Consider the following 23,693-nt stretch of genomic DNA (forward strand, 5'->3'; position numbering starts at 1 on the left):
ATCCTCCAATGTTCGCTCTACTCGGGCGCATTGCCGTCAATCACCCGTGGAAGGTGATCGCCCTCTGGGTGCTCGCCACCATCGCGGTGGTGGGGCTGGCGCCGAAGCTCACCGCGACTACCGACCAATCCGCGTTCCTGCCATCACATTACGAATCCATCCAGGCGATGGACTTGCAGCAGAAGGCCTTTCCCGACGATGTGACCCCCGCCGCGTTGATCGTGGTGGAACGGGCCGACGGGACCGCGCTGACCGCAGCCGACTCGGACCGCGTCACCGCCGTCGCCGCGGACCTGAGCAGCCATAACGTCAAGGGCGTCACCGGGATTCAGGCGACACCGGCCGCTGCGAGCGGCTCGATCCAGGTGATCGCCGTGCAGATGGCCAAGACCACGGATCCGAGCGACAAGACCCAGACCGACGCGGTCAAGGCGTTGCGCGAGGAACTGAAGCAGCAGGTCTCCGGTTCGGATTTGAAGGCCGGTATCACCGGCACCGCAGCACAGACCCTCGATCAGACCGAGTCCGGCAACAAGGGCATGGCCATCATCGGGATCGCCACGGTCGTGCTGATCCTGGTCCTGATGCTGGTGATCTTCCGCAGCCCGGTGATCGCGCTGCTGCCGGTCATCACCATCGGCGCGATCTCGAGCACGGTCGGCGGGCTGATCGCCATCGTCGCCCACGCCTTCGACCTGAAGGTGGACAGCTCGGTCAACTCGCTGCTGACCGTCGTATTGTTCGGCGTCGGAACCGATTACATCCTGTTCCTGATGTTCCGCTACCGGGAACGCCTGCGCGCCGGCGAGGATCCCAAGACCGCCATGATCAGCGCGGTCACCCGGGTGGGCGAGGCCATCACCTCCGCCGCGGGTGCGGTGATCATCGCCTTCCTGGCGCTGACTCTGTCCTCGCTGGGCATGTTCCGCGCGCTCGGCCCGGCGCTGGCCATCGCCGTCGCGGTCGCCATGCTGGCGGGCCTGACCCTGGTCCCCGCCATCGTCTCCAAGCTGGGCACCAAGGTGTTCTGGCCGTCGAAGTCCTGGCAGCAGGAACCGAAGGGCGCGTTGTTCGCCGCGCTCGGCCGCGGGCTGGGCCGCCGGCCCGGCGTCTTCGCCGCCGCTGCGGGAGCGATCCTGGTGGCCCTCGGTCTGGCCGCCTTCGGCTTCCATCCGACCTTCGACATGAGCTCCGCATCCACCTCCGATACGACCGAATCCACCGTCTACAGCAAGGAACTGCTCAAGGGCATGCCTGCGGGGGCCACCCAGCCGTCACTGGTGTACCTGCACTCGGACGGCACCCTGAGCGACGCGCAACTGGGCGACTACCGGACCGCATTGGCCGCCATTTCCGGTGTCGGGCAGGTCGGCACGCCACGGGTCTCGGCAGATAAGTCGATCGCCGAATTCCAGGTCACCCTCACCACCGAGCCGACCTCCGACGCCGCACTGGCGACGGTCCGCGGACCCCTGCGGGACGGCGCGCATGCGGCGGCACCGATCGGCAGCAGCGCCTACGTCGGCGGAATGTCTTCGGTGCTGGTCGATTTCAAGGCCGCGATGAACCACGACTACAAGATCGTGTTCCCGGTGGCGGCCATCCTCATCGCCCTGGTCCTGGCCCTGCTACTGCGCAGCGTCGTCGCACCGTGGTACCTGATGGGTGCGGTCGGCCTCGGCTTCGCGGCCACCCTGGGTGCGGCGGTCCTGGTATTCCAACGGGTCCAAGGCAATTCGGGCCTGATCTTCTCGCTGCCGATCATCATGTACATGTTCGTCATCGCCCTGGGCACCGACTACAACATCCTGATGGTGGCCCGACTGCGTGAGGAAGCCGAGGAGGGCAACGATCCGCGTAGGGCGGCTGCCCTGAGCCTGCGCCACACCGGCCCCACCATCGCCGCCGCGGGCCTCATCCTGGCAGGCACCTTCGCCTCGATGATGCTGGCGGGCAACTCCATGCTCAGCCAGATGGGCTTCGCCATCTCCTTCGGCATCGCCCTCTCCGCCTTCGTCATGGCGATGTTCTTCACCCCGGCCATCACCGCACTACTCGGCCGCAAGGCATGGTGGCCGAGCCGCGTCGGCCGGGTCGAGCCCGTCGACTCCGGCTTCTACGACGAATCCGATTGGCGGACAACGCAACACAGCTACACCCGCTGAATCGAATCCCCGGATGCCTGACCGCACAGCGGTCAGGCATCCATCTTTTTCAGGGCCTTCTGGACGGTGAGGAAGGTGCGGGTGGTGATGTCATTGCCGAGGGTTTTTTCGACTACCTGCATGAAGTTCGTGGTGCTGGGGTCGGTGTTGTCGATGATCGACAGGAGGGCTGCGGCGGCGGGGTCGAAGCGGACCACCTTGACCGTGTTCGTGTCGTCGGCGGGGAATACCGGGAGCGACTCGGGGGTGTCGCGGACAAAGGTCACGGTCAGGTAGGTCTCGCGGCAGTGGGTCAAACCCGCGAAAGGGTCGGAATCGACCAGGGTCTGGAGTTGGTCGCGGGTGCGGATCAAGGTGCCGCCGGGGATGCCGAGTTCGGCGTTGAGGGCTTTCTGGATGCGGGATTCGAGGGCTGGGACCTTCGAATCCTTGGTCTGGAAGACCACGTTGCCGCTGGAGAGCAGCGGGCTCACCTTTTCGAAGCCCAGGCCCTCGAAGACGCCGCGCAGCTTGTCGTTGCGCATGTTGGGGTTGCTGGGCATGATCCCGCGCAGGAAGGCGGCGTAGTGGTTCACGACGCGGTGACGCCGTTCTTCTTGCGTTCGATGTCGGCGAGGGCCTCGAGGTGGGCGGCGCGCTTCTCGGCGGCGGAGTCCCAGGCGTCCTTGCGGTTCTTGACGACCCGGGCGGGGGCGCCGACGGCGATCGAGTAGTCGGGGACGTCGCCCTTGACCACGGCGTGTGCGCCGAGAACGCAGCCGCGGCCGACGCGGGTGGAGCGCAGGACGGTCACCTTGGCGGCGATCCAGGTGTCGGGGCCGATGCGGACCGGCGACTTCACGATGCCCTGATCCTTGATGGGCAGGTTGATGTCGTCGGTGACATGGTCGAAGTCGCAGATGTAGCACCAGTCCGCGACGAGGGTCGACTCGCCGATCTCGATATCGAGGTAGGTGTTGACGACGTTGTCCTTGCCGAACACCACCTTGTCGCCGATGCGCAGCGAACCCTCGTGGCAGCGAATGGCATTGCCGTCACCGATGTGCACCCAGCGGCCGATCTCCAACCGTCCCAGATCGGGGGTGGCGTGGATCTCGACATTGCGGCCCAGGAACACCATGCCGCGCAACACCACATGCGGGTTGGCCAGCTTGAACTTGGCCAGCCGGTAGTAGCGCACCAGATACCAGGGCGTGTACGCGCGATTGGCGAGCACCCATCTGAACGAGGCGGGAGTGAGGAAACGCGCCTGCTCCGGATCCCGGCGCCGCGATCCCCGCCAACGCGCGCTCAAGGGTGCGCCCCACATGCTCGTCACGAACTACTCCCTGTGTTCACCGGTCGTTTCAACGAGGGTATCCGCCCCCTTCTCAGGGCGTGAAAGTAGGCTGTGCTGCGGCTGTAGCGGCCCGGCGAGAATTCTCAGACTTCCGTACTGGCAGAAGGGACACCAGCAGGTGCGAAACGGCAGGCGGCAGACCGGACGTGAACGACGCACGCGCACCGGCGCCAAGGTGCTGGCACTGACGGGCGCCGGGCTATTCGCGTTGACCGCCTGCGCGTACGGCAGCACCAAGGTCGACGACATCGGCGTGGGTCCGGGCAAGGGCTGGCCGCTGGCGTTCCGCGACGCCCACAACAGTGGGTCCACCCCGGTGACGGGTTCGCGCAAGCTGGCGTTGAATTGGTCGCGCCCGGTGGGTGGTCCGGTGGCGCAGCCGGTCATGATCGGCGGGGACGGACAGCTGTACGTCACCACCCGGACCTCCGCGTGCGAGATCCTCTCCTTCCAGATGCCCACCGGGCGCAAGCGCTTCTGCAATCCGATGGGCCCCAGCGCCGTCGACGGCGGATCCGCGGTGGACGGCACCGGCAATGTGTACGTCGGCGACGACGGCGCGGTGAACTCCTTCAACAATCTCGGGCAGCCGCGCTGGCGCACGCCGGCCGCGGGCACGCCGGTCTCCGTGCAGTTCACCGGGGACGGAAATGTCCTGTCGGTGACGCAGTCCGGACAGATCGATGTGATGAGCCGCCAGACCGGCGACCGCAAGGTCCCCACCGTCCAGCTGCTCGGCGACCCGGACTTCCTGACCACCCCCGCGCTCAACCGCCCGCCGGACGGGCAGGGCCTCGAGGATTGCGCGACCGGTGGCCCGCAGTGCCCGGTCGCGAATGTGTCTGCCGTGGACCAGAAGTCGGGCCGCTTCTACGCGACCGTGTGGAAGCCGGGCGAGGGTGACGCGGAACTGGTCGCGCTCACCTACAACGGCAAGAACGTCCAGACCGACTGGAGCGCCAAAATGCTCACCGAGGGCAGCGCCACCAGCCCGGCCCTGTCGGCCGACGGCTCGACGGTGTATGTGGGCGACAACACGAATCGCCTACTGGCCGTTGATGCCTCGACCGGTAAGACCAAATGGACCCAGGACCTCGGCTTCCCGGCCCGCGGCGGCATCTCGGTCTCCGACGGTCTGCTGGTGCCCGCCGGCGACGAGGGGCACCTGATGGCCCTGCGCGACAAGGGCGATCGCGCCGAGATCGCCTGGGAGCGTAAGGATCTGGAACTACGTGGTCGCCCCGTCCAGACGGCGGGCGGCACCGGCTACACGGTGGCGCCGATCGGCGACAAGCTGACCCTGGTCACCTTCGACACCAAGTCGGGCGCGACGGTCCAGTCCAACGAGCTCCCGGGCGCGGAAGGCAGCACCGTGGGCACCTCGGTCGGCGAGCAGGGCGAGGTCGTGGTAGCCACTCGCATCGGTGAGCTGTTCACCTTCAAGCCGGAAAAGTAACTAGCGCAACGTCATTGCGAAGCGGTCGACATTGGCCGATACACGCTGCAGGAGATCCAGCAGCGTGCGGTAGTCGTCGTCGGTGAGGCCTTCGGTGACGGCTCGGCGTTGAATCTGGATGCGCTCGAACAGGTTCGCGTGTGCGGTGACACCGTCGGCGCTGAGCGAGTGCGTGCCGGTGGCGTCGATCAGCACCCAGCCACGCTCGGCGAGGGCGGCGACATACGGTGTGGCGGTGGGGTCCTGGGGGTTCAGGAACGGGGACAGCGCCACGTCGAGTGCGGTCGCGTCCAGTGGGCCGCCCGAGAGGGTGTGCATGATCTGCCAGTGGCGGCGGCGTAGACCGTCGGCGGCGAGGAGGGCAACGAAGTTGTCCTCCAGGGTCTTGTCGATGTGCTTGAACCAGTAGCCGATCGGCTTGGGGGTCGCAGTCTTGGATGGCTCGTTCATGGCGGCTTCCAATCAGTTGTTCGATTACATGTATATGTAAGATAGCAAGTAATTGTAGAATGGCAAGCATGAAGGACAGCGACCCCGCGATCGTCGCCATCGAGCGGGCCATGGTGGCCATCCGGCGCAGCCAAACCCGCCGCGCGCTCGGCAAATTCGCGGCCCGCGCGGGTGGTGCGGCGGTCGACCCGACGATCTTCGGGGTGCTCGATGCGGTCGAGACCCGGGACGGCGAAGCCACGGTCACCGATATCGCCGGGGCGCTGGGTGTGGATCAGCCGCGCGCCAGCCGACTGGTTGCGCGCGCGGTCGGCGAGGGACTCCTCGAACGCCGCGCCGACCAGCTCGACGCCCGCCGCATCCACCTGCACCTGACGGCCGCCGCCCGGTCCGCGCTCGACCGCGCCCACGCCAATCGCCAGGCCGTCTTCGCCGCGGCGACAGCGGACTGGAAGGCCGGCGACCGCACTGAGTTCGCCCGGCTGCTCACCAGATTCGTGAGCGATTTCGGAGCCGTCAGCGCTCGCGATCCGGAGTAGACGCGGAGTTCAACGGCTGAGCCCGAGAGTCAGTCCGGCCGCACCGAATCCAGCACGGTGGCCGCGCGCTCGAGCATGTCCATGAGCGCCGCGCGTTCGGCCTCGGTGAACTCGGCCGCCAGGGCTCGTTCCACCGGCACGGCGCGCTTGTCGGCGGCGTGCATGACCTTGCGGCCCTCCGCGGTGAGGCTGGTCTCGAGCACATTGCGGTGCCAGGCGTGCGGGGTGCGCTCGATGAGGCCGCGGTCGCGCAGATTGCCCAGCACCGTGTTCATGGTGGGCGGGGTGACGCCGCAGCGGCGGGCCAGTTCGGCGGCGGAGATGCCGGGGTTCTCGCTGAGCACGTAGAGCGCGGCGTACTGCGGGATGGTCACGCCCGCGGGTTTGAGGGCGGCGTTCTTCGCGCCCATGAGCGCCTGTTCGGCGCGCTTGATGAAGCTTCCGAGGCGTTCTTCGACCGGCATCGACGTCACCGGAGCATGATAACCCATCGATCTATTCGAGTCTTGACGAATATTAGAGCTCTAATCTATCTTCGCTCTCACACCTTGATGTCAGCTCGACTGGTTCGAAAGGCTCCCCCATGCCACACCCGATTCGCCGCTGGGCCGCACCGGCGGCGGCGGTCCTCCTGCTCGCGCTCACCGCGTGCGGCAACAGCGACGCAACGGCCCCTGCCGCCGACCGCATCAGCACCGCCTACGAACTGCCCGACGGGGCGTATCCGGAGAGCATCACGGCCGATCCGCGCACCGGCGACATCTACGCCAGCTCATTTCTGACCGGGGCCGTCTACCGGGCTACGCCGGGCAACCCGAAGGCCGAGACCTTCCTGCCCGCGGGCACCGACGGCCGCAAGACCGCCAACGGCGTGAAGGTGGATTCCGCCGGGCGACTGTGGGTGATCGACCACACGGCGGGAATCGCGGTGTACGACACCACGACTCGTGCCCTGGTGGCCCGATTCGACGTGCCCGCGCCAGACAAGGCGTTCCTCAACGATCTGGTGATCACCCCCGACGGCAGCGTGTACGTCACCGACAGCGGGCGGCCGGTGGTCTACCGCATCGCGCCGGAGCAGATCGCGGACGCGCTCGCGCACGGCGGGCACGGCGGCGAACTGCGTGTCCACGCCGACCTCGGGGCGGCGAAAGACCCTGCCGCACAACAGGCCATGGTGCTCAACGGTCTCGCGGCCGATGACGCGGGCCGGTACCTGATCGTGGTCGACATGACCAACGGTGACCTGTACCGGGTCGCGACCGATGCCTCGGCGGCCGTGCGCAAGGTCGCCTTGACCGGCGGGAACGCCGTCGACGGGGACGGCCTGGAAATGCACGGCGATACGCTGTGGGTGGTGCACAACAAGGGGAACGCGGTCAGCCGCTGGCAGTTCGACGCGGACGGCACGAAAGCCGAACTGCGGCACCGCATCACCGATCCCGCCCTCGACATTCCCACCTCGATCGTGCACACCGGCGGCCACGCCCTGGTGACGGTCTCCCAGTTCGACAAGAACGGCCCCTACGGCGCGGGCACACCCGCCCCGTTCCGCATCGTCGACATCACCCAACTCTGAAGGAGCACACCATGACCCACCCGATCATCCCCGACAAGTACGAAGACCTGCTGACCCGCCCGCTCTTCGCCCACCTGGCCACCCTCAACCCCGACGGCACCCCGCAGGTGACCCCGATCTGGCAGATCTGGGACGGCGAATTCCTACGCTTCACCACAACCACGACACGCGCCAAGCACCGCAACACTTCTCGCGACCCGCATGTGGCCGTCAGCATCAACGACCCGGACGCGCCCTACCGCTACCTCGAGGTGCGCGGCATCATCGAGCGCATCGACACCGACCCGGAGGGCGAGTTCTTCGACGTCCTGGCACAGCGCTACGGCCTGCCCTACGAGAAGCCGGTCGGCGACCACCCCGACCGCGTCATCCTCGTCATGCGCCCAACCCGCGTCACCTTCCAGGGCTGACCCCGGCCGATTTACGGGGTAGCGCAGAGGAAAACCGTTGCCGTCCGGCCGATTCGCGTGACCACCAGCGAATACGGCTGGCTGCCACGGGGTTTGATGCGACTACGCAACGCGTCCGGATCGATATCGACGCCCCGCGTGAGGATTTCGAGCGGCCCGCAATCGCGCCGATGCAGTTCCGCCCGCAACGGCTTCTCCCGGAACTCCATCCGATCGAGAATCCGGAACCCGCGCACCCCCTCCGGCACCTTGTCGCCGGTGAGATACGCGATCCGCGGATCCAGCTGCCACAGACCATGTTTCGCCGCGTAATGCCGCACCAGCCCGGCCCGCACCACCGCCCCGTCCGGGTCGATGATCCACTCCCCCGGCTCACGCTCGGGAATGTCATCCGAGTCGACATCGGTGAGGGTCCACGGCTCGCCGGTGGACGACAGCACCGTCGCACGTCGGGTGACGCCCGGCTCCGTGAGCCCCGGTGACCACAGGCAGGCTTCCCGCACCGCCCCGTCCAACGACACAACCTCGACCTCCCCCGCCCAGGCGAGCTTGTCGAAATCCAGTCCGGGAGCACACTTCACGGCGAGGTCGCGCCCCGCGTATGCCGCCAGCAGATCCGGCAGAGGCGGCTGCAGCTTCGCGGGGTCATGGGTACGCCGCCCATCCGCGCGCCGCGCGGGATCGGCGATCACCACCTCGGCGGAACTGCACGGCACCAACGCATCCGCCTGAACCAATACGACATTCCGTGGGGATCGGACATGGCCGGTCGATTCCAGTTGTGCCGCACCGAGATTGTGGGCGGCCATGGCCAGGCGGGTGGCGTCGAGATCGCTGCCGATGACGGCCGGGCAGGCTTCGGCGAGAGCGGCGAGTTCCGCGCCGATCGAGCAGGTGACGTCGTGGACGGTGCGGCCTGCGAGGCGTTGGGCGCGGTGGCGGGCCACGGCGGTTGGGGTTGCCTGTTGCAGGGCGTCGTCGGTGAAGAGCCAGTGCTGGGCGTTGTCGAGTTTGACGGCGGCGCGGCGGCGGAGGCGGACGGTTTCGACGAGGGCGGAGGCAAAGTCCGCGTGGGACTTGCGGACTCGCTCCAGATCTTTCAGGAGGGAGGCCGGGGTGAGCGCGAAATCGCCTACCTCGGCCAGTGCGGCCACGCCGGGGGCACTGGTGAGGTAGGCGATGTCGTCGCGAGAGAAGGTGTAGGCCACCTACTTGGCGGAGGTGCCGGGCTTCACGCCGGTGATCATGGCGTTGTAGAAGAACTGGCGGGGCACCACGTGGCGCAGGACCTTTTCGTCGAGGGCCGAGAAGGCCAGCCACGCGCGGTACTGGGCCATGCGGTAGCCGATGGTCAGCTTCTCGTCCGGCACGGCGGCCTCGAAGGTGCGGACCGGCCAGCCCCACAGGGCGGCGGCGAATTCCTCGGTCTTGGCCTGGACCTCGATGGCGCCGGCACTGGAGGCCATGCGCTCCAGGTCGGAGGGATCGAAGGTGTGCAGGTCGACGACGGCCTCGAGGGCGGCGGCGCGGGAGGACTCGTCGAGCTCCTCCTGCGGGCGACGCCAGCTGCTCAGGAACGGCAGCTTGGTGATGTTGGTGGTGACCTTCCACGTGAGCTGGCCGAGGCGGCGCGCGTAGATATTGCCGATGGTGGTCGGCTCACCGGCGAACACGAAACGCCCACCGGGCTTCAGCACGCGCAGGCACTCCTTGAGCGCGAGCTCCACATCGGGGATGTGGTGCAGCACGGCGTGGCCGACGACCAGATCGAAGGTGTCGTCCTCGTACGGGATGGTCTCGGCGTCGGCGACCCGGCCGTCCACGTCGAGGCCGAGGTTCTGGCCGTTGCGGGTGGCGACCTTGACCATGCCCGGGGACAGGTCGGTGACCGAGCCGCGCTTGGCGACCCCGGCTTGCATCAGGTTGAGCAGGAAGAAGCCGGTGCCGCAGCCGAGTTCGAGGGCGCGGTCGTAGGGCACTTCGGAGCTGGGGGCGACGGCGTCGAAACGACCGCGCGCGTACTCGATGCAGCGCTCGTCGTAGGAGATCGACCACTTGTCGTCGTAGGTCTCGGCTTCCCAGTCGTGGTAAAGGACCTGGGCCAGCTTGTTGTCGCTATACGCGGCCTGGACCTCTGCCTCGGTGGCGTGCGGGTTCGGCGCGGGGTCTTCAGGACCAACTGTCATGCAGGGCAGCCTAATGAATACCCCGGTGAGGGGTGTTATCGGGCTACTTAACGGCCCGTGAACGGGACCGCGTCCGGACCATTGTCCAAATAGGAACGCGTTCCAACCTGCTGATCTTCGGTGCCGAACAGATCCACCCATTCGCGACGCGCCCGATCATGGCCGTGCGTACCCGCCTCGAAGACCCGTTTGGCGGCGGCCAGAGCCAGGCTCGGACCACCCGTGAATTGCTTCGCCCAGCGCAGCGCGGCGGTGAACACATCGTCAGGCGCGACAACCTCGTCGACCAGGCCGAGCGCCGCGGCTTCCTTGTGGTCGACGAAGCGACCGCTGTAGACCAGATCCTTGGCGGCGGACGGGCCGATGAGCAGGCTCAGGCGGCGGATACCGGCCAGCGGAATCAGGCCCGCCTTGATCTGCGGCAGGCCGAGTTTCACGTTGTCGCCGATGATGCGGCGATCGGCGGCCAGGGCCAGTTCCAGCCCCGCGCCCAGCGCGTATCCGCTGATGGCGGCCACGGTCGGCTGGGGCAGGCGGGCCAGGGAGTTCAGCGCCGACTGGAAGTCCTCGACCATGGCCGACGCCTGCTCGCCGGTGAGCTTCGCCAGCTCGGCCATTTCGTCACCGGCACTGAACACGCGCTCGTCGCCGTAGACCACGACCGCCGAGATCGAGTCGTCCTTGCCGATCTCCTCGACCGCGCCCGCCACCTCCAGCGCCACCTGGAGATCGATCAGATTCATCGGCGGGCGTGCGATGCGCAGCACGGCAATACGCTCTGCCACACCCCGGTCCACGGTCACGAATTCGGCCACGGTGCGACACCCTACTCGGGGCGCTGGGAACCGCGGATGCGCGAGTTGTCCGGGAGCTCGGCGAAGTAGCGGTCGGCGTTCGGGAAGGCCAATGCCGGGCCGTTGCCGGAGGGGTCGTAGATCGGCATGATCGGGGCGATGGTGCGCTCGGCCGCGAGAATCTCGGCGGTGGAAGCGAATTCGTTCAGCGCGGCGAGCTGCGTCCAGGTCGGCGGGAGCAGCACGTCCAGGCCCTGATGCCAGCGGTCGATGGCCTCGGTGGGCGTGCACCAGGTGACGACCTCGGCCTCGGAGGTGTCGCCGTCGGCGAGCTGACCTTCCGGCAGCACGGCGACGAAGAAGCGGGTGTCGTAGCGGCGCGGCTCGACCTCCGGGGTGATCCAGTGATCCCAGGGCCGCAGCAGATCCGCGCGCAGCACCAGGTTTTCGCGGGTGAGGAATTCGGCGAACGACAGCTCGCGCCGTTCCAGCTGCGCCCGCGCCTCGGCGTAGACGGAGGTGTCGCTGACGATGCTGTCGGCGGTCGGTCCCGCCAGCAGCACACCGCATTCCTCGAAGGTCTCGCGCACCGCCGCGCACACCAGCGCCTGCGCGCGGCCCGCGTCGATGCCGCCGAATCGTTCGCCCCACCAGGCGGGTTCGGGTCCGGTCCAGTCCAGGGTGACGGCCGCGTCGGACGGGTCCACACCGCCGCCGGGGAAGACGGTCATGCCCGCCGCGAAGGCCATACTGCCGACGCGTCGCTGCAGGAAGACCTCGGGCCCGTGCGCTCCGTCGCGCACCAGAACGACCGTGGAAGCGTCCTTGATGGGCGCGGCGGTCGGCTGGGAATCGGGCCGGGCAATTGCTTCGCTCACATTCGGACCATAACTGTTGCCTCGGCTAAGCGACAGCACGGGTTGCGGGGCACGCTGGTCAGTCCGTCAAATGGACTGATCCGGTGCGGGTTTCGATGATCGGCCGGCCCGCGGGGTCGTGCCGGGTCCAGGTGCCCTCGACCTTGCCGGTGCGATAGTCCTGCACTTGGCTGACCACCGCGCCGGTGTCATCGGTCCAGGTGACCAGGAAGATTCCGGCCTCGACGGATTCGACAGCGACGGGGGTGCTGGTCTGGCGTCCGGTGTCGGCGGCGGTGTAGGTGACGGTGCCGCCGTCGGCGGAGAAGGTGATCGTCCCGCCCGAGCCGGAGTCGTAGCCGAGCTGCACCGTCTTACCGTTCAGATCCGACGGGACCGCGGCCTTGCCGAGGGTCTCCGCGGCGTGTGATCTCGAAACCTGCTGGGCGGCCGGTGGATCGGCGACACACCCGGTGGCGGCGAGGGCGATGGCCAGTAACGCCAACGCACCGATGCTCCGGCCCAACGCCCACTCCCTCCGTACACGGCAGTTGCGGACAGTTTGCCCACACCTGGTGCCGGATGCAATCGCAGCGCGCCGGAGACTCTGCTGAACGGTTGCCGAACAATCAGCGGTGCATCAGCGATTGCGGTGGCGGCCGAAGCGTTGCGCGCGGCGGGCGAAGTAGCGGCCGTCGATCTGGTCGAGCTGAATCGCTTGGCGGAACGCGTCACTCAAGTTCTCGGAGGTGAGGACGTCGGTGAGCAGGCCCTGCGCGACCACGCTGCCCTCGTTGAGGAGCATGCCGTGGGTGAAGCCGGGCGGGATCTCCTCCACGTGGTGGGTGACCAGCACGGTGGCGGGTGCGTCGGGGTCGGCGGCCAGGTCGCCGAGGCGTTCCACCAGTTCTTCACGCCCGCCCAGGTCGAGTCCGGCGGCGGGTTCGTCCAGCAGCAGCAGTTCCGGATCGGTCATCAGGGCGCGGGCGATGAGCACGCGTTTGCGCTCACCCTCCGACAGCGTCCCGTAGGTGCGATCGGAAAGATGTTCCGCGCCCAGGCTTTCCAGAATGTCGACCGCGCGATCGGTATCCATGTCGTCATAGCGCTCCCGCCAGCGCCCCATCACCGCGTAACCGGCGGAAACCACCAGGTCGGCGACCTTCTCGTCGAGCGGCACCCGGCTGGCGATGGCCGCCGAGGAGATCCCGATGCGCGGGCGTAGTTCATTGATGTCGACCCGGCCGAGCGTCTCACCGAGCAGGTTCGCGACGCCGGAGGTGGGGTGCATTTCGGCGGCGGCCATGCGCAGCAGGGAGGTCTTCCCGGCGCCGTTGGGGCCGAGCACCACCCAGCGTTCGTCCAATTCCACCTGCCAGGTGACCGGACCGACCAGGGTATGTCCGGAACGTCGGACGGTGACGTCGCTGAAATCGATGAGCAGATCGGGATCCGGTTGCGGCACGGGGTCCATCTTGGCCCACCGCCTCCGGCGATCGTCAACGTGGTGGGTGAACTTGGTGCGTGTCCTCCCCGGAAATGCGGCGCCGATAAGCGATTTCGTGTGTGCGCGTATCGAATTCCGATAGTTCGCGCTCCGAAGCAGGCAATCCGCGGTCTCGCGCGTCCGCACGCGTCGACCGGAACATCCGGCCCAGGATCAGCGCGACCGGGATCGAGAGCACCGCCCACACGATGAGAACAACCAGCAGTGTTGTCATTTCGGTGGTTTCCTCTCTAGGAAACTCGTGAATCGATCCTTGCCCACTCGATCGGGTAAGTCCACCGCGATCACGGTCGTCGACCCCGGAGCCACCTCGGTGAAACCGGCATCCCGCACCGCCACCGCGCCACCCTGGGCCACCTGCCGCTGCAACGCCGCCCACTGGATGGGATCGGCGTCCGCGACAGTGCACCGGAACCCTTGTGCGGCCCAGGCATACGCCCGCGCCACCGGAAGAGCGCCCGCCAGCAACATGCTCGCGTGCCCTACCTGTGCCGCGGCCTTCCCTACAGTCATACCCAATTCCGCGTTCACCCACAGCACCGGAGATTCCGGATCGATTGCGATCGGGTCATCGGACGGTAGTTCGGTGCCGCTGATCTGCAGGCGTCGAATGCGCGGATCCACCTCGCCGACCGGGCCGGGCACGAAGGCGCGGGCCTGCGCACCCGCGAATTCGACTGTGACACCGGCGACTTCCTGCACCGCCAGCCACTGCGCGCCGCGGGCACGCCGGGCCACCTTGCGGATGCGGGAACGCTTCCAGGTCAGATAGCGCTCCTCCCACTCGCCGTCGGGACCGACACGTTCGTCCAGGCACAGGGCGACCACCGACGAGGCCGCGGCCGCCAGCAGCGCGCTGCGATTGGGCGGCTCGTGCTTCGGAATGTGCAGCACCATGGGCATCGCCTGGACCAGGGCCGGATCCTCGGGGTCTCCCCCGCCGCCGTAACCCCTGGCCAGCTCCGCGTGCCGCGCCGCGAATCCGGCATCGAGGGTGGATTCGATGCTGGACAACACAACTCCTCGAACTACCTAGTGAACCGTCAGGTTCAGGGTGAAACGCTTGGCGGGGTCGATGCCTTGCTCCCACGCCCGCTTGTATTCCAGAACGAGCTGGGTGGCTCCCGGGCTCACCGCGACGAAGTTCAGCACGGATTTGCCGCCCACGCCGACCTTGCCGTCCGGGTTGGGGTCCTGCTCGTACTCGGCGGATCCGTTCTGCTTCACGATCGCCTGGTCCAGACTGCCCAGCACCCAGGCGTATCCGGTGGTCGGGTTGGCTTCCAGGGAGACGATCAAGCCCTGCCCGCCGGTCAGCGTCAGTTCCTTGCCGTCGGAATCCGCGCCGGCCGTCAAGGCGGGGTGCTCGCCGGAGGTCGCCTGCACCGCGGTGGTGACGGCGACGCTGGTGGCCGACACCGGTTTCGCCTCGTTCGGATTGGAGTGGCCGCAGGCGGTCAGCGCCAGCCCGGACAGTGCCAGCATCACCAACGGCAAACGCATGCGCACGGATACTCCTTCGGATCGTGGCCTGATACGCCGACCAACGCTACCGATCGAGCGTCCCTTACCGGGGCAACGGCACGCGCTAGCGAGGCAGGGGCACGCGCCGGATGCCGCCGTCACGAGCGTCGGCGGCCTCCACCTCGTCGCGGGTGACGCCGAGGATGAACAGCACCGCGTCCAGGAACGGATGCGACAGCGCGGCGTCGGCGACCTCGCGCAGCGCGGGCTTGGCATTGAAGGCGATGCCCAGTCCGGCGGCATTGAGCATGTCGATATCGTTCGCGCCGTCACCGACCGCGACGGTCTGCTCCATGGCCACGCCGGTCTCGGCGGCGAAACGGCGCAGCGCAACGGCTTTCGCGGCCCGGTCGACGATTTCGCCGGTGACCGCGCCGGTGAGCTTGCCGTCGCGGATCTCGAGGGTGTTGGCCTGCACGAAGTCCAGTTCCAGCTCGTGGGCCAGGGGCTCGATGACCTGACGGAAACCACCGGAGACGACACCGCAGCGGAAACCCAAGCGGCGCAGCGTGCGAATGGTGGTGCGCGCGCCGGGGGTGAGTTCGATGCGCTCGGCGACCTCGTCGATGACCGACGCGTCCAGGCCGGCGAGGGTGGCCACGCGCTGGCGCAGCGATTCGGCGAAGTCGAGTTCACCGCGCATGGCGGCCTCGGTGACCTTGCGGACCTCGTCCTCGACCCCGGCATGGGCGGCCAGCATCTCGATGACCTCGCCCTGGATCAGGGTGGAGTCCACATCGAAGACGATGAGCCGCTTGGCCCGTCGGGCCAGGCCCGCGCGCTCGACGGCGACGTCGACGCTCTCCTTGGCGGCCACGGCGGCCAGGGCGGTGCGCAGTTCGGTCTCGGATTCGGCGTCCGCGGTGGGCACGGTGACCATGAGTTCGAGACCGGTCACCGGGTAGTCGGCGATGCCGCGGATGGAGTCGATGTTGACCCGCTGTGCGGCCAGCTTGCGCGCGATGGCGCTGAAGGCGCGGGCGGTGACCGGGGAGCCGATCACGACGACCGCGTGGGTGGAGAGCTTCGCGCCCGAGACCGCGCTCGCGCCGATCGCCACATCCACGTCCATGCCGATGGACGCCATGGCGTCCTCGAGCTGATCCTGCAGGGCTTCGGGGTCGGTGGGACACGACACCAGCACGCCCAGCGTCAGGCGTCCCCGGATGACGACCTGTTCCACGTCCAGCAGGCTGACCCCGTTATTGGCCAGGGCGGCGAGGAGCACCGATGTGACGCCCGGCTTGTCGGGTCCGGTGACCGTGACCAGAACCGTCGTGTCCGACGTACTCAATCGATGACTCCCATCTCGGAAAACGCATCGACCATGCCTGCGATGCGCTGCTCATTCTGTCAGAAACAAAAATGGCGGCCGTCTCGGACGGCCGCCATTTCAGGGGTCAGGCTAGCTGGAAACCTTGTCCAGCTCGGCCACGTGGTGGGACTTGGAGCCCCAGCCCACGTGGGCCTCGGCGCGCATGCGATCCACCATGTGCGGGTAGTGCAGCTCGAAAGCCGGACGCTCCGAACGGATTCGGGGCAGTTCGTAGAAGTTGTGCCGCGGCGGCGGGCAGGAGGTCGCCCACTCCAGCGAGTTGCCGTAACCCCACGGATCGTCCACGGTCACGACCTCGCCGTAGCGGTAGGACTTGAAGACGTTCCAGATGAACGGCAGCATCGACGCACCCAGGATGAAGGCACCGATCGTGGAGATGGTGTTCAGGGTGGTGAAGCCGTCGGACGGCAGGTAGTCGGCGTAACGACGCGGCATACCCATGTTGCCCAGCCAGTGCTGCACCAGGAACGTGGTGTGGAAGCCGACGAAGGTCGCCCAGAAGTGCCACTTGCCCAGACGCTCGTCCATCATGCGGCCGGTCATCTTCGGGAACCAGAAGTAGATGCCCGCGAAGGTGGCGAACACGATGGTGCCGAAGAGCACGTAGTGGAAGTGCGCGACCACGAAGTAGGTGTCGGACACGTGGAAGTCGATCGGCGGGCTCGCGAGGATGACGCCGGACAGACCACCGAAGAGGAAGGTCACCAGGAAGCCGACCGACCAGAGCATCGGGGTTTCGAAGGTGAGCTGGCCTCGCCACATGGTGCCGATCCAGTTGAAGAACTTCACACCGGTCGGAACCGCGATGAGGAAGGTCATGAACGAGAAGTACGGCAGCAGCACCGCGCCGGTCGCGTACATGTGGTGTGCCCACACGGCGATCGAGAGGGCCGCGATACCGAGCGTCGCGTAGACCAGGGTGGTGTAACCGAAGATCGGCTTACGGCTGAAGACCGGGAAGATCTCCGAGACGATGCCGAAGAACGGCAGCGCGATGATGTACACCTCGGGGTGGCCGAAGTACCAGAACAGGTGCTGGTAGAGCAGCACACCGCCGTTGGCCGGGTCGTAGATGTGGCCGCCGAGGTGGCGGTCGTAGGCCAGGCCGAACAGGGCCGCGGTCAACAGCGGGAAGGCCAGCAGCACCAGCACCGAGGTGACGGCGATGTTCCAGGTGAAGATCGGCATCCGGAACATGGTCATACCCGGGCAGCGCAGGCAGACCACGGTGGTGAGCATGTTGACGCCACCGAGGATGGTGCCCAGACCGGAGACGGCCAGACCCAGGATCCACAGGTCACCGCCGACACCGGGCGAGTGCACGATGTCCGAGAGCGGGGCGTAGGCGGTCCAGCCGAAGTCGGCCGCGCCACCGGGGGTGATGAAACCCGCGGTCGCCATGGTGCCGCCGAACAGGTACAGCCAGTAGCTGAACGCGTTCAGACGCGGGAACGCCACGTCGGGGGCGCCGATCTGCAGCGGCAGGATGATGTTGGCGAAGCCGAACACGATCGCGGTCGCGTAGAACAGCAGCATGATCGTGCCGTGCATGGTGAACAGCTGGTTGAACTGCTCGGGCGAGAGGAACTGCATGCCCGGCCGGGCCAGCTCGGCGCGCATGAGCAGCGCCATGATGCCGCCGACGAGGAAGAAGGACATGGCCGTCACCAGGTACATGACGCCGAGAACCTTCGGGTCCGTCGTGGTGACCATCTTGAAGATGAACGAGCCCTTCGGACCTGTCCTTTGCGGATAGGGCCGCGCCGCCTCCACAAGGCTGGCCGGCCGCGGTTCTACGGCAGTCACGAAACCTCCACAGGTATGCCATCGTTCGTACGCTGCTTCCGGCGTCCGGTTCGGCAGGATGACGAACGACGGTTGGCTTGCGCTGTGAGAGATCGTAAACCGTGTTCGGACGGCGCTCGCCACGGGTCCTACTCTGTGTCGTAATTGGGAGTCGCGAGGCACCGTTGTAGGCTGCCCGGCATGCCGGTGCGCGAGTCCGCTTCCACCCGAAACACGTTCGCCTCCACCTTTTCCTCTTTGCGCGGTTTGCGCAGTGTGGGATTGGTCTCGGTGGCGTTGCTGACGACGGTGGGCCTAGCCGCGGGATGCAGCAAGACCGATGACAACTCGGCGAATATCGTTCGCACCACCACGAATATCGCGGGTGCGGCCGTGGTCGGGATCGAACGCGACACCAGCAAGGCGTGCCCGCTGCCGTCGAGCCCCGACGCCGCCGCGGGAACGAAGTCGGTCACGCACGCGTCGGGCACCTCCGAGGTTCCGGCCGATCCCAAGCGCATCGTGGTGTTGTCTACCGCCGCGCTGGACGCCACCTGCGCACTGGGCCTGTGGGAGCGCGTGGTCGGCACGACCACGCTCGCCGGGACCACACCGCAGCCCGCCTACCTGGGCACCGGCGTCCTCACGATTCCCGCGGTCGGCCTGGCCGACAGCCCCGATCCCGCGAAAATCGCTGAGCTGAAACCGGATCTGATCATCGGCCCCGCCGCCGACGGCAACCAGTACGACGTGTTGAAGGGCATCGCCCCGACCGTCCTGGTGGGTGACGAGAACGGCTGGCAGGCGACCTTCAGCGGTTTCGCCGAGGCGATGGACCGCAAGACTGCGGGCACCCAGGCCCTGGCCGACTACCGCACCGCCGCCAAGGACGCGGGCACCGCCGCGAACGCCGCCCTCACCCAGGCCTCGGTAATCCGCTTCGACGCCAACGACATTGCGGTCCAGGGCGGCAACACCTTCGCCGCCCAGGTCCTCGGCGACGCGGGCGTCCAACGCCCCGCCCCCCAGCGCGGCGACTCCTTCACCGTGACCACCCTCGCCACCGAGTCCGACCGCAACAAGCTGGAGGGCGATCTCATCTTCCTCATGTTCAACGGCCCCGACGGTCTGAAGTACGGCAAGTCCGTCATGCAGAGCGACGACTGGAAGAAGCTCGCCGCAGTCAGCGACCGCCGCGAATTCGCCGTCGAGGACTCCGTCTGGCACGGCAGCGGCATCACCGCCGCCCGCGCCCTCCTCGACGACATGCGCTCCAACCTCAACGGCTTCGTCACCGACTGACGAGAGCTCGAAAAGACTGACGAAGGCCCGAAAAGCAAACGGCCCCGCGCGAATTCGCCCGGGGCCGTTCGTCTGTCAGGAGCTCAGAACTCCCAGTCCTCGTCTTCGGTGTTGACGGCCTTGCCGATCACGTAGCTCGAGCCGGAGCCGGAGAAGAAGTCGTGGTTCTCGTCGGCGTTCGGGGAGAGGGCCGAGAGGATGGCGGGGTTGACATCGCACTCGTCCTTGGGGAACAGGCCCTCGTAGCCGAGGTTCATCAGGGCCTTGTTCGCGTTGTAGCGCAAGAACTTCTTGACGTCCTCGGTCAGGCCGACCTCGTCGTAGAGGTCCTGGGTGTATTCGACCTCGTTCTCGTAGAGCTCGAAGAGCAACTCGAAGGTGTAGGCCTTGAGTTCTTCGCGCTCGGCCTCGGAGACGAGTTCGAGGCCCTTCTGGTACTTGTAGCCGATGTAGTAGCCGTGCACGGCCTCGTCGCGGATGATCAGGCGGATCATGTCGGCGGTGTTGGTGAGCTTGGCCCGCGAGGACCAGTGCATGGGCAGGTAGAAGCCGGAGTAGAAGAGGAACGACTCCAGCAGGGTGGAGGCCACCTTGCGCTTGAGCGGGTCCTCGCCGTTGTAGTACTCGAGCACGATCTCGGCCTTGCGCTGCAGGTTCCGGTTCTCCTCGGACCAGCGGAAGGCTTCGTCGATCTCGCGGGTGGAGCACAGCGTGGAGAAGATGGAGCTGTAGCTCTTGGCGTGCACCGACTCCATGAAGGCGATGTTGGTCATCACCGCTTCTTCGTGCGGGGTGATCGCGTCCGGGATCAGGCTGACCGCGCCGACCGTGCCCTGGATGGTGTCGAGCAGGGTGAGGCCGGTGAAGACTCGCATGGTGAGTTGCTTCTCATTGGCGGTCAACGTGTTCCAGGATGGGATGTCATTGGAGACCGGCACCTTTTCCGGCAACCAGAAGTTGCCGGTGAGCCGATCCCAGACCTCGGCGTCCTTCTCGTCCTGTACGCGGTTCCAATTGATCGCGGTTACTCGATCGATCAGCTTCACACCCGCTCACACACCCTTCTCAGCTCGCCTGGCCCTGCGGAGTCTTCCTGCCCTGAACACTACTACTGGTGGACGACAACCCCGCGCAGCACAACACCTTGTGTCTTCAAGGTGTCCTGCGAGAATGCGAAAAGGCTCTGGGCACGTACGCCACCGACTGCAGAAAATTACAGCCGTGCAATCCGTCACAGCGAGCCGGGGTGGGCGAGCCGCGCACCGGACCAGGTTTGCCGATCAGATGCCGACGCTCGCCGAAAAGTCCTCGACCGGGAGGGTGGTTCCGTGAGAAGGTCGGGAGGCGCTGGCGGCGAAGGGGATTGCCGCTCGATCATTTTTCGATCATTTTCCGCAAAGGCCATCTCCGGAACCGTTGGGCAGCCGTCCGGTATGCCCTACTCTCTGCCTCTGTGCGTGTTTTGGTGCTAGAGGACGACTACCAGCTCTGCCGCGAGGTAACCGATGGGTTGCGCTCGGCCGGGTTCGCGGTGGACCTCGCCCAGAGCATCGCCGACGCGGATTTCAAGATCTCCATCAATCGCTACGACTGCCTGGTGGTGGATCGCGGCCTGCCCGATGGTGACGGCCTGGACCTGGTCGCCGGGGTGCGCGGCTCCGGCCACACGGTGCCCGCGCTCATGCTCACCGGCCGCGACGGCCTGCACGACCGGCTGGCCGGATTCGAGTCCGGCGCCGACGACTATCTGACCAAACCCTTCGCGCTCCCGGAGCTGGTGATGCGGGTGCGGGCACTGTGCCGTCGCCGCGAGCAGCCGACCAGTTCCCGGATCGCGGTGGCGGACATCGATATCGACCTGATGCGACGGCGGGTCACCCGCGGCGGCATCATGCTGGCGTTGACGCCCAAGGAGTTCGCGGTCCTGGAACTCATGGCCACCCGCCGCGGCAGCGTGGTCACCCGCACCGATCTCATCGAATGCTGCTGGGACGAAATGGCCGAGCCCGCCTCGAATGTGGTGGACGCGGTGGTCGCCAAGCTGCGCCGCAAGCTGGGCGAGCCCAGCGTGATCGAGACCGTGCGCGGTACCGGGTTCCTCATCGCCGGGGTGCTGTCGTGAGCTCGCACCGCTCCCCCGTGGTGGCCCGGATGAATCGGGCCCGCTGGTTGATGACCGCGCTGGCAACCGTCATCACCGCGGCGGCCGTGCTGATCTTCGGCTATGTCGCCGCCTCCGTCGACGCGCATGCGCGCGAGACCCGCGCCAACGATCAGGTCGAGCGGGTGTCGGGCGGACTGGCCCGCGCCATCCAGCACGACGACAAGCAGACCCTGGACCTGTCCACCGTCATCGACGACGAACTGGCCAAGGGGTCCACGGCCGTGGTGGTGGAGGTCCGCAAGCCGGGCGAGTCCTGGAAGCAGGCACACACCTACCAGCGTTCCTACATGCCCGATGATGCCCAGATCGCCACGCTCGCAACACAAATCGAGGACGGCGCGGACGGGATCCTCTATCAGGGCCACCGTTACGGCGGGACCGATATCACCGGCCGCTCGGTGACGGTGTCGGGCACCCCGGTGTTCTGGAGCGATTGGGACACCATCGTCGTCATCCTGGCCGGCACCGAATCCATGGCCGATCCGGGCGCGCATCGAACCCTGGTGTGGGAGTTGACGATCGGCGGCGCGCTGCTGGTGCTGCTGTCGGCCGCCGCCACCTTCCTACTGTCGGGCCGCACCCAGCGGCAGGCCTTACGCCTGCTCGACGAGCACGAGCAGTTCCTGGGCGATGCCGCACACGAATTGCGTACGCCGCTCACCACTTTGAAGCTGCTCACCGAATCCCGGCCCAAGCCCGACGAGGTGCAGCAGACGCTCGCGGAGGCCCGCCGCCTGGCGGATCGCATGGCACGCTTGGTGACCGGGCTGCTGGCGCGCGCCCGCATGCAGTCCGGCATCGCCGAACCCGAGCGCACGCTGCTGCGCCTGGATCAGCTCGCCGAGGCGGTGGCCGAGGAGGCCGGGGATCCACGCCTGGTGGTGACCGCGCATCCGAGCGTGGTGGTGGGCGATCCGCAACTGCTGAGCCTGGCGATCCGGAACATGCTGGAGAACGGGCTGACCCACGGTGCCGTCAATCGCGCGGCACCCGTGGAGGTGCATGTCGCGGAGGGCCGCGTCAGCATTCGAGACCACGGGCCCGGCGTGGACCCGGTGATGTCGGCCAGTCCGTTCAATCGCGGGGCGGCCGGGCGCACCGGACGTAACGGCATCGGGCTGGCGCTGGTGGCGTGGGTGGCGGAGGCGCACGGCGGCAATGCCTCCATCGAGCCCGCGGCCGGCGGCGGCACCATCGCCACGCTGTGGCTGCCGCCCGCCGACATCACGGTGGGCAATCCGGTCGACGCGCGACGCTGAGTCCCGCACGATGGGTCCATGGAGGCTGTCGGATCGGGACTGGAATCACTGACGCTGGTGCGGCACGGCGAGAGCGTCGTCAATGCCGCCCCGTACACCGGGAGCGACGAGTTCATCACGGGCATAAGTGATTCCGAGGTGCCGCTGACCGAGCGTGGTGCCGCGCAGGCGGCGGCCGTCGGTCCGCGCCTGGCCACCCTGGAGCCGGATTTCGACCTGGTGCTGTGTTCCCCCTACCTGCGCACGCGCGAGACCGCACGGCTGGCGCTGAGCGGCCTGGAAATGCCGGTGCCACGGTTCGACGAGCGGCTCCGTGATCGCGAGACCGGTGTCTTGTTCGGGCTCACCGCATTCGGCATCGAGCGCCGGCTTCCGGACGAGCACCTCCGGTTGCAGCGGGTCGGCCGTTTCTATCATCGGCCCGCCGGTGGCGAGTCCTGGCCGGATGTCGCCTTGCGCCTGCGTGCCGTGCTGCGGGAGCTACAGGGCCACGTCCTGATCTTCACCCATGACATCGCGATCGTGCTTACCCGCTACATCTTCGGCGAAATAGACGAGGCCGATATCCGGGCGCAGACCGGCGCAGAGGTTGGCAATGCGTCGATAAGCCGTTGGGAGCGTGGCGATTCCGGAATGGTGTCCTCCGTTTACAACGACACGAGTCACTTGCCCTGAACGAGCCACCAGCCCCCCAAAGTCGTCCGATGAATAACAATGCAACGTTTCGGACGTCGGCAACCGTCGGGGCGGAGCCGAATTAGAGCCATCGAGGGCGCCTCGAAGCGTCAAGCCCCCAGGACGAAACCCTCAATTCGAGGCCGTCATCAGCAACATTCACCACGATCCCTACCGGTCGCTCGACCTGTGACCTCATCGGACCGCGATTCGTTGCAGCACACTATGTTTACGCGCTGTTCACCTGGACTGCTTGACTATTGGCAGATTCGGACAGACTCGAGTTGACGGCGGAATTGCCGTGTGGGAGTTTGCATCGAACTCCCGTGTGCTCGGCTCGGCGTGGCCACGGTTCTCGGAGAAAGT

At 67.0% G+C, this 23,693-nt stretch carries 25 protein-coding genes; 9 read left to right on the forward strand and 16 right to left on the reverse strand.

Going from position 1 to position 23,693, the window contains the following annotated elements; all coding sequences use genetic code 11:
* Positions 1-8: 8 nt before the first annotated feature.
* Entirely contained in the window at positions 9-2,165 is a 2,157-nt protein-coding gene (locus tag ACFXHA_RS14720) for an MMPL family transporter (RefSeq protein WP_379356789.1), read from the forward strand.
* A 32-nt stretch (positions 2,166-2,197) separates the two neighbouring features.
* On the opposite strand, the gene ACFXHA_RS14725 is transcribed toward ACFXHA_RS14720, so the two are convergent.
* Both ACFXHA_RS14725 and ACFXHA_RS14730 read right to left on the reverse strand, forming a co-directional pair.
* Positions 2,198-2,740 (reverse strand): DUF1697 domain-containing protein, encoded by a 543-nt coding sequence (locus ACFXHA_RS14725; RefSeq protein WP_379356791.1) that lies wholly within the window; start codon positions 2,738-2,740, stop codon positions 2,198-2,200.
* Positions 2,737-3,474, reverse strand: a complete 738-nt coding sequence (locus tag ACFXHA_RS14730) for an acyltransferase (protein WP_379358254.1) — start codon at positions 3,472-3,474, stop codon at positions 2,737-2,739. Before ACFXHA_RS14730 ends, ACFXHA_RS14725 begins: the two co-directional genes overlap by 4 nt.
* Before the next feature lie 148 nt (positions 3,475-3,622).
* Between ACFXHA_RS14730 and ACFXHA_RS14735 the strand changes: the two genes are divergently transcribed.
* Entirely contained in the window at positions 3,623-4,960 is a 1,338-nt protein-coding gene (locus ACFXHA_RS14735; RefSeq protein ID WP_379356793.1) for a PQQ-binding-like beta-propeller repeat protein, read from the forward strand.
* On the opposite strand, the gene ACFXHA_RS14740 is transcribed toward ACFXHA_RS14735, so the two are convergent.
* The gene (locus ACFXHA_RS14740) at positions 4,961-5,410 is read right to left on the reverse strand and encodes a MarR family winged helix-turn-helix transcriptional regulator (protein WP_379356795.1); all 450 of its coding nucleotides are present in this window, start codon (positions 5,408-5,410) and stop codon (positions 4,961-4,963) included. It abuts the gene before it with no gap.
* A gap of 68 nt (positions 5,411-5,478) precedes the next feature.
* On the opposite strand from ACFXHA_RS14740, the gene ACFXHA_RS14745 reads away from it, so the two are divergent.
* Entirely contained in the window at positions 5,479-5,949 is a 471-nt protein-coding gene (locus tag ACFXHA_RS14745; protein WP_379356797.1) for a MarR family winged helix-turn-helix transcriptional regulator, read from the forward strand.
* A gap of 29 nt (positions 5,950-5,978) precedes the next feature.
* Here ACFXHA_RS14745 and ACFXHA_RS14750 read toward each other — a convergent pair whose 3' ends face one another.
* Complete coding sequence (locus ACFXHA_RS14750) at positions 5,979-6,413, reverse strand: MarR family winged helix-turn-helix transcriptional regulator (protein ID WP_379358255.1); 435 nt, start codon at positions 6,411-6,413, stop codon at positions 5,979-5,981.
* Positions 6,414-6,532: 119 nt separating this feature from the next.
* On the opposite strand from ACFXHA_RS14750, the gene ACFXHA_RS14755 reads away from it, so the two are divergent.
* Positions 6,533-7,528 (forward strand): SMP-30/gluconolactonase/LRE family protein, encoded by a 996-nt coding sequence (locus tag ACFXHA_RS14755; protein WP_379356799.1) that lies wholly within the window; start codon positions 6,533-6,535, stop codon positions 7,526-7,528.
* Between the two features lie 11 nt (positions 7,529-7,539).
* Complete coding sequence (locus ACFXHA_RS14760) at positions 7,540-7,938, forward strand: PPOX class F420-dependent oxidoreductase (RefSeq protein ID WP_379356801.1); 399 nt, start codon at positions 7,540-7,542, stop codon at positions 7,936-7,938.
* An 11-nt stretch (positions 7,939-7,949) separates the two neighbouring features.
* Here the strand turns inward: ACFXHA_RS14760 and ACFXHA_RS14765 are convergent, their stop codons facing one another.
* From ACFXHA_RS14765 to ctaD, 11 genes are all read right to left on the reverse strand, one after another.
* Positions 7,950-9,146 (reverse strand): class I SAM-dependent methyltransferase, encoded by a 1,197-nt coding sequence (locus ACFXHA_RS14765; RefSeq protein ID WP_379356803.1) that lies wholly within the window; start codon positions 9,144-9,146, stop codon positions 7,950-7,952.
* The gene (locus ACFXHA_RS14770) at positions 9,147-10,124 is read right to left on the reverse strand and encodes a class I SAM-dependent methyltransferase (protein WP_379356805.1); all 978 of its coding nucleotides are present in this window, start codon (positions 10,122-10,124) and stop codon (positions 9,147-9,149) included.
* A 47-nt stretch (positions 10,125-10,171) separates the two neighbouring features.
* Entirely contained in the window at positions 10,172-10,939 is a 768-nt protein-coding gene (locus ACFXHA_RS14775; protein WP_379356807.1) for an enoyl-CoA hydratase-related protein, read from the reverse strand.
* Between the two features lie 11 nt (positions 10,940-10,950).
* Positions 10,951-11,796 carry an NUDIX hydrolase gene (locus tag ACFXHA_RS14780; protein WP_379356809.1) on the reverse strand — a complete coding sequence of 282 codons (846 nt, stop codon included), beginning with the start codon at positions 11,794-11,796 and terminating at the stop codon, positions 10,951-10,953.
* A 58-nt stretch (positions 11,797-11,854) separates the two neighbouring features.
* Positions 11,855-12,301 (reverse strand): MoaF N-terminal domain-containing protein, encoded by a 447-nt coding sequence (locus tag ACFXHA_RS14785; protein ID WP_379356811.1) that lies wholly within the window; start codon positions 12,299-12,301, stop codon positions 11,855-11,857.
* 114 nt (positions 12,302-12,415) lie between these two features.
* Entirely contained in the window at positions 12,416-13,249 is an 834-nt protein-coding gene (locus tag ACFXHA_RS14790) for an ABC transporter ATP-binding protein (RefSeq protein WP_379356813.1), read from the reverse strand.
* Between the two features lie 25 nt (positions 13,250-13,274).
* Entirely contained in the window at positions 13,275-13,496 is a 222-nt protein-coding gene (locus ACFXHA_RS14795; RefSeq protein WP_379356815.1) for a hypothetical protein, read from the reverse strand.
* Complete coding sequence (locus ACFXHA_RS14800; protein WP_379356817.1) at positions 13,493-14,296, reverse strand: peptidyl-tRNA hydrolase; 804 nt, start codon at positions 14,294-14,296, stop codon at positions 13,493-13,495. The genes ACFXHA_RS14795 and ACFXHA_RS14800 overlap by 4 nt, the downstream gene beginning before the upstream one ends.
* Positions 14,297-14,314: 18 nt before the next feature.
* Positions 14,315-14,785, reverse strand: a complete 471-nt coding sequence (locus ACFXHA_RS14805) for a protease inhibitor I42 family protein (protein ID WP_379356819.1) — start codon at positions 14,783-14,785, stop codon at positions 14,315-14,317.
* 85 nt (positions 14,786-14,870) lie between these two features.
* Positions 14,871-16,100: a phosphoserine phosphatase SerB gene (gene serB, locus ACFXHA_RS14810; RefSeq protein ID WP_379356821.1), complete on the reverse strand. Its 1,230-nt coding sequence runs from the start codon at positions 16,098-16,100 to the stop codon at positions 14,871-14,873.
* Positions 16,101-16,211: 111 nt separating this feature from the next.
* Entirely contained in the window at positions 16,212-17,948 is a 1,737-nt protein-coding gene (gene ctaD, locus ACFXHA_RS14815; protein ID WP_379356823.1) for a cytochrome c oxidase subunit I, read from the reverse strand.
* 180 nt (positions 17,949-18,128) lie between these two features.
* Here ctaD and ACFXHA_RS14820 point away from each other — a divergent pair, with 180 nt between their 5' ends.
* Positions 18,129-19,229: an ABC transporter substrate-binding protein gene (locus ACFXHA_RS14820; protein WP_379356825.1), complete on the forward strand. Its 1,101-nt coding sequence runs from the start codon at positions 18,129-18,131 to the stop codon at positions 19,227-19,229.
* Positions 19,230-19,312: 83 nt separating this feature from the next.
* On the opposite strand, the gene nrdF is transcribed toward ACFXHA_RS14820, so the two are convergent.
* Positions 19,313-20,275 (reverse strand): class 1b ribonucleoside-diphosphate reductase subunit beta, encoded by a 963-nt coding sequence (nrdF, locus tag ACFXHA_RS14825; protein ID WP_379356827.1) that lies wholly within the window; start codon positions 20,273-20,275, stop codon positions 19,313-19,315.
* Between the two features lie 407 nt (positions 20,276-20,682).
* On the opposite strand from nrdF, the gene ACFXHA_RS14830 reads away from it, so the two are divergent.
* Genes ACFXHA_RS14830 through ACFXHA_RS14840 form a run of 3 tightly spaced genes read left to right on the forward strand, consistent with a single transcriptional unit; the run spans position 20,683 to position 23,327 of the window.
* Positions 20,683-21,351, forward strand: a complete 669-nt coding sequence (locus tag ACFXHA_RS14830; protein ID WP_379356829.1) for a response regulator transcription factor — start codon at positions 20,683-20,685, stop codon at positions 21,349-21,351.
* On the forward strand, positions 21,348-22,652 hold the full coding sequence (locus tag ACFXHA_RS14835) for a sensor histidine kinase (protein ID WP_379356831.1): 1,305 nt from the start codon (positions 21,348-21,350) through the stop codon (positions 22,650-22,652). Before ACFXHA_RS14830 ends, ACFXHA_RS14835 begins: the two co-directional genes overlap by 4 nt.
* An 18-nt stretch (positions 22,653-22,670) precedes the next feature.
* The gene (locus tag ACFXHA_RS14840; protein ID WP_379356833.1) at positions 22,671-23,327 is read left to right on the forward strand and encodes a histidine phosphatase family protein; all 657 of its coding nucleotides are present in this window, start codon (positions 22,671-22,673) and stop codon (positions 23,325-23,327) included.
* Positions 23,328-23,693: the final 366 nt, after the last annotated feature.

This window comes from Nocardia sp. NPDC059240, assembly GCF_042753865.1.
In the GTDB taxonomy this organism is placed as follows: Bacteria; Actinomycetota; Actinomycetes; order Mycobacteriales; family Mycobacteriaceae; genus Nocardia.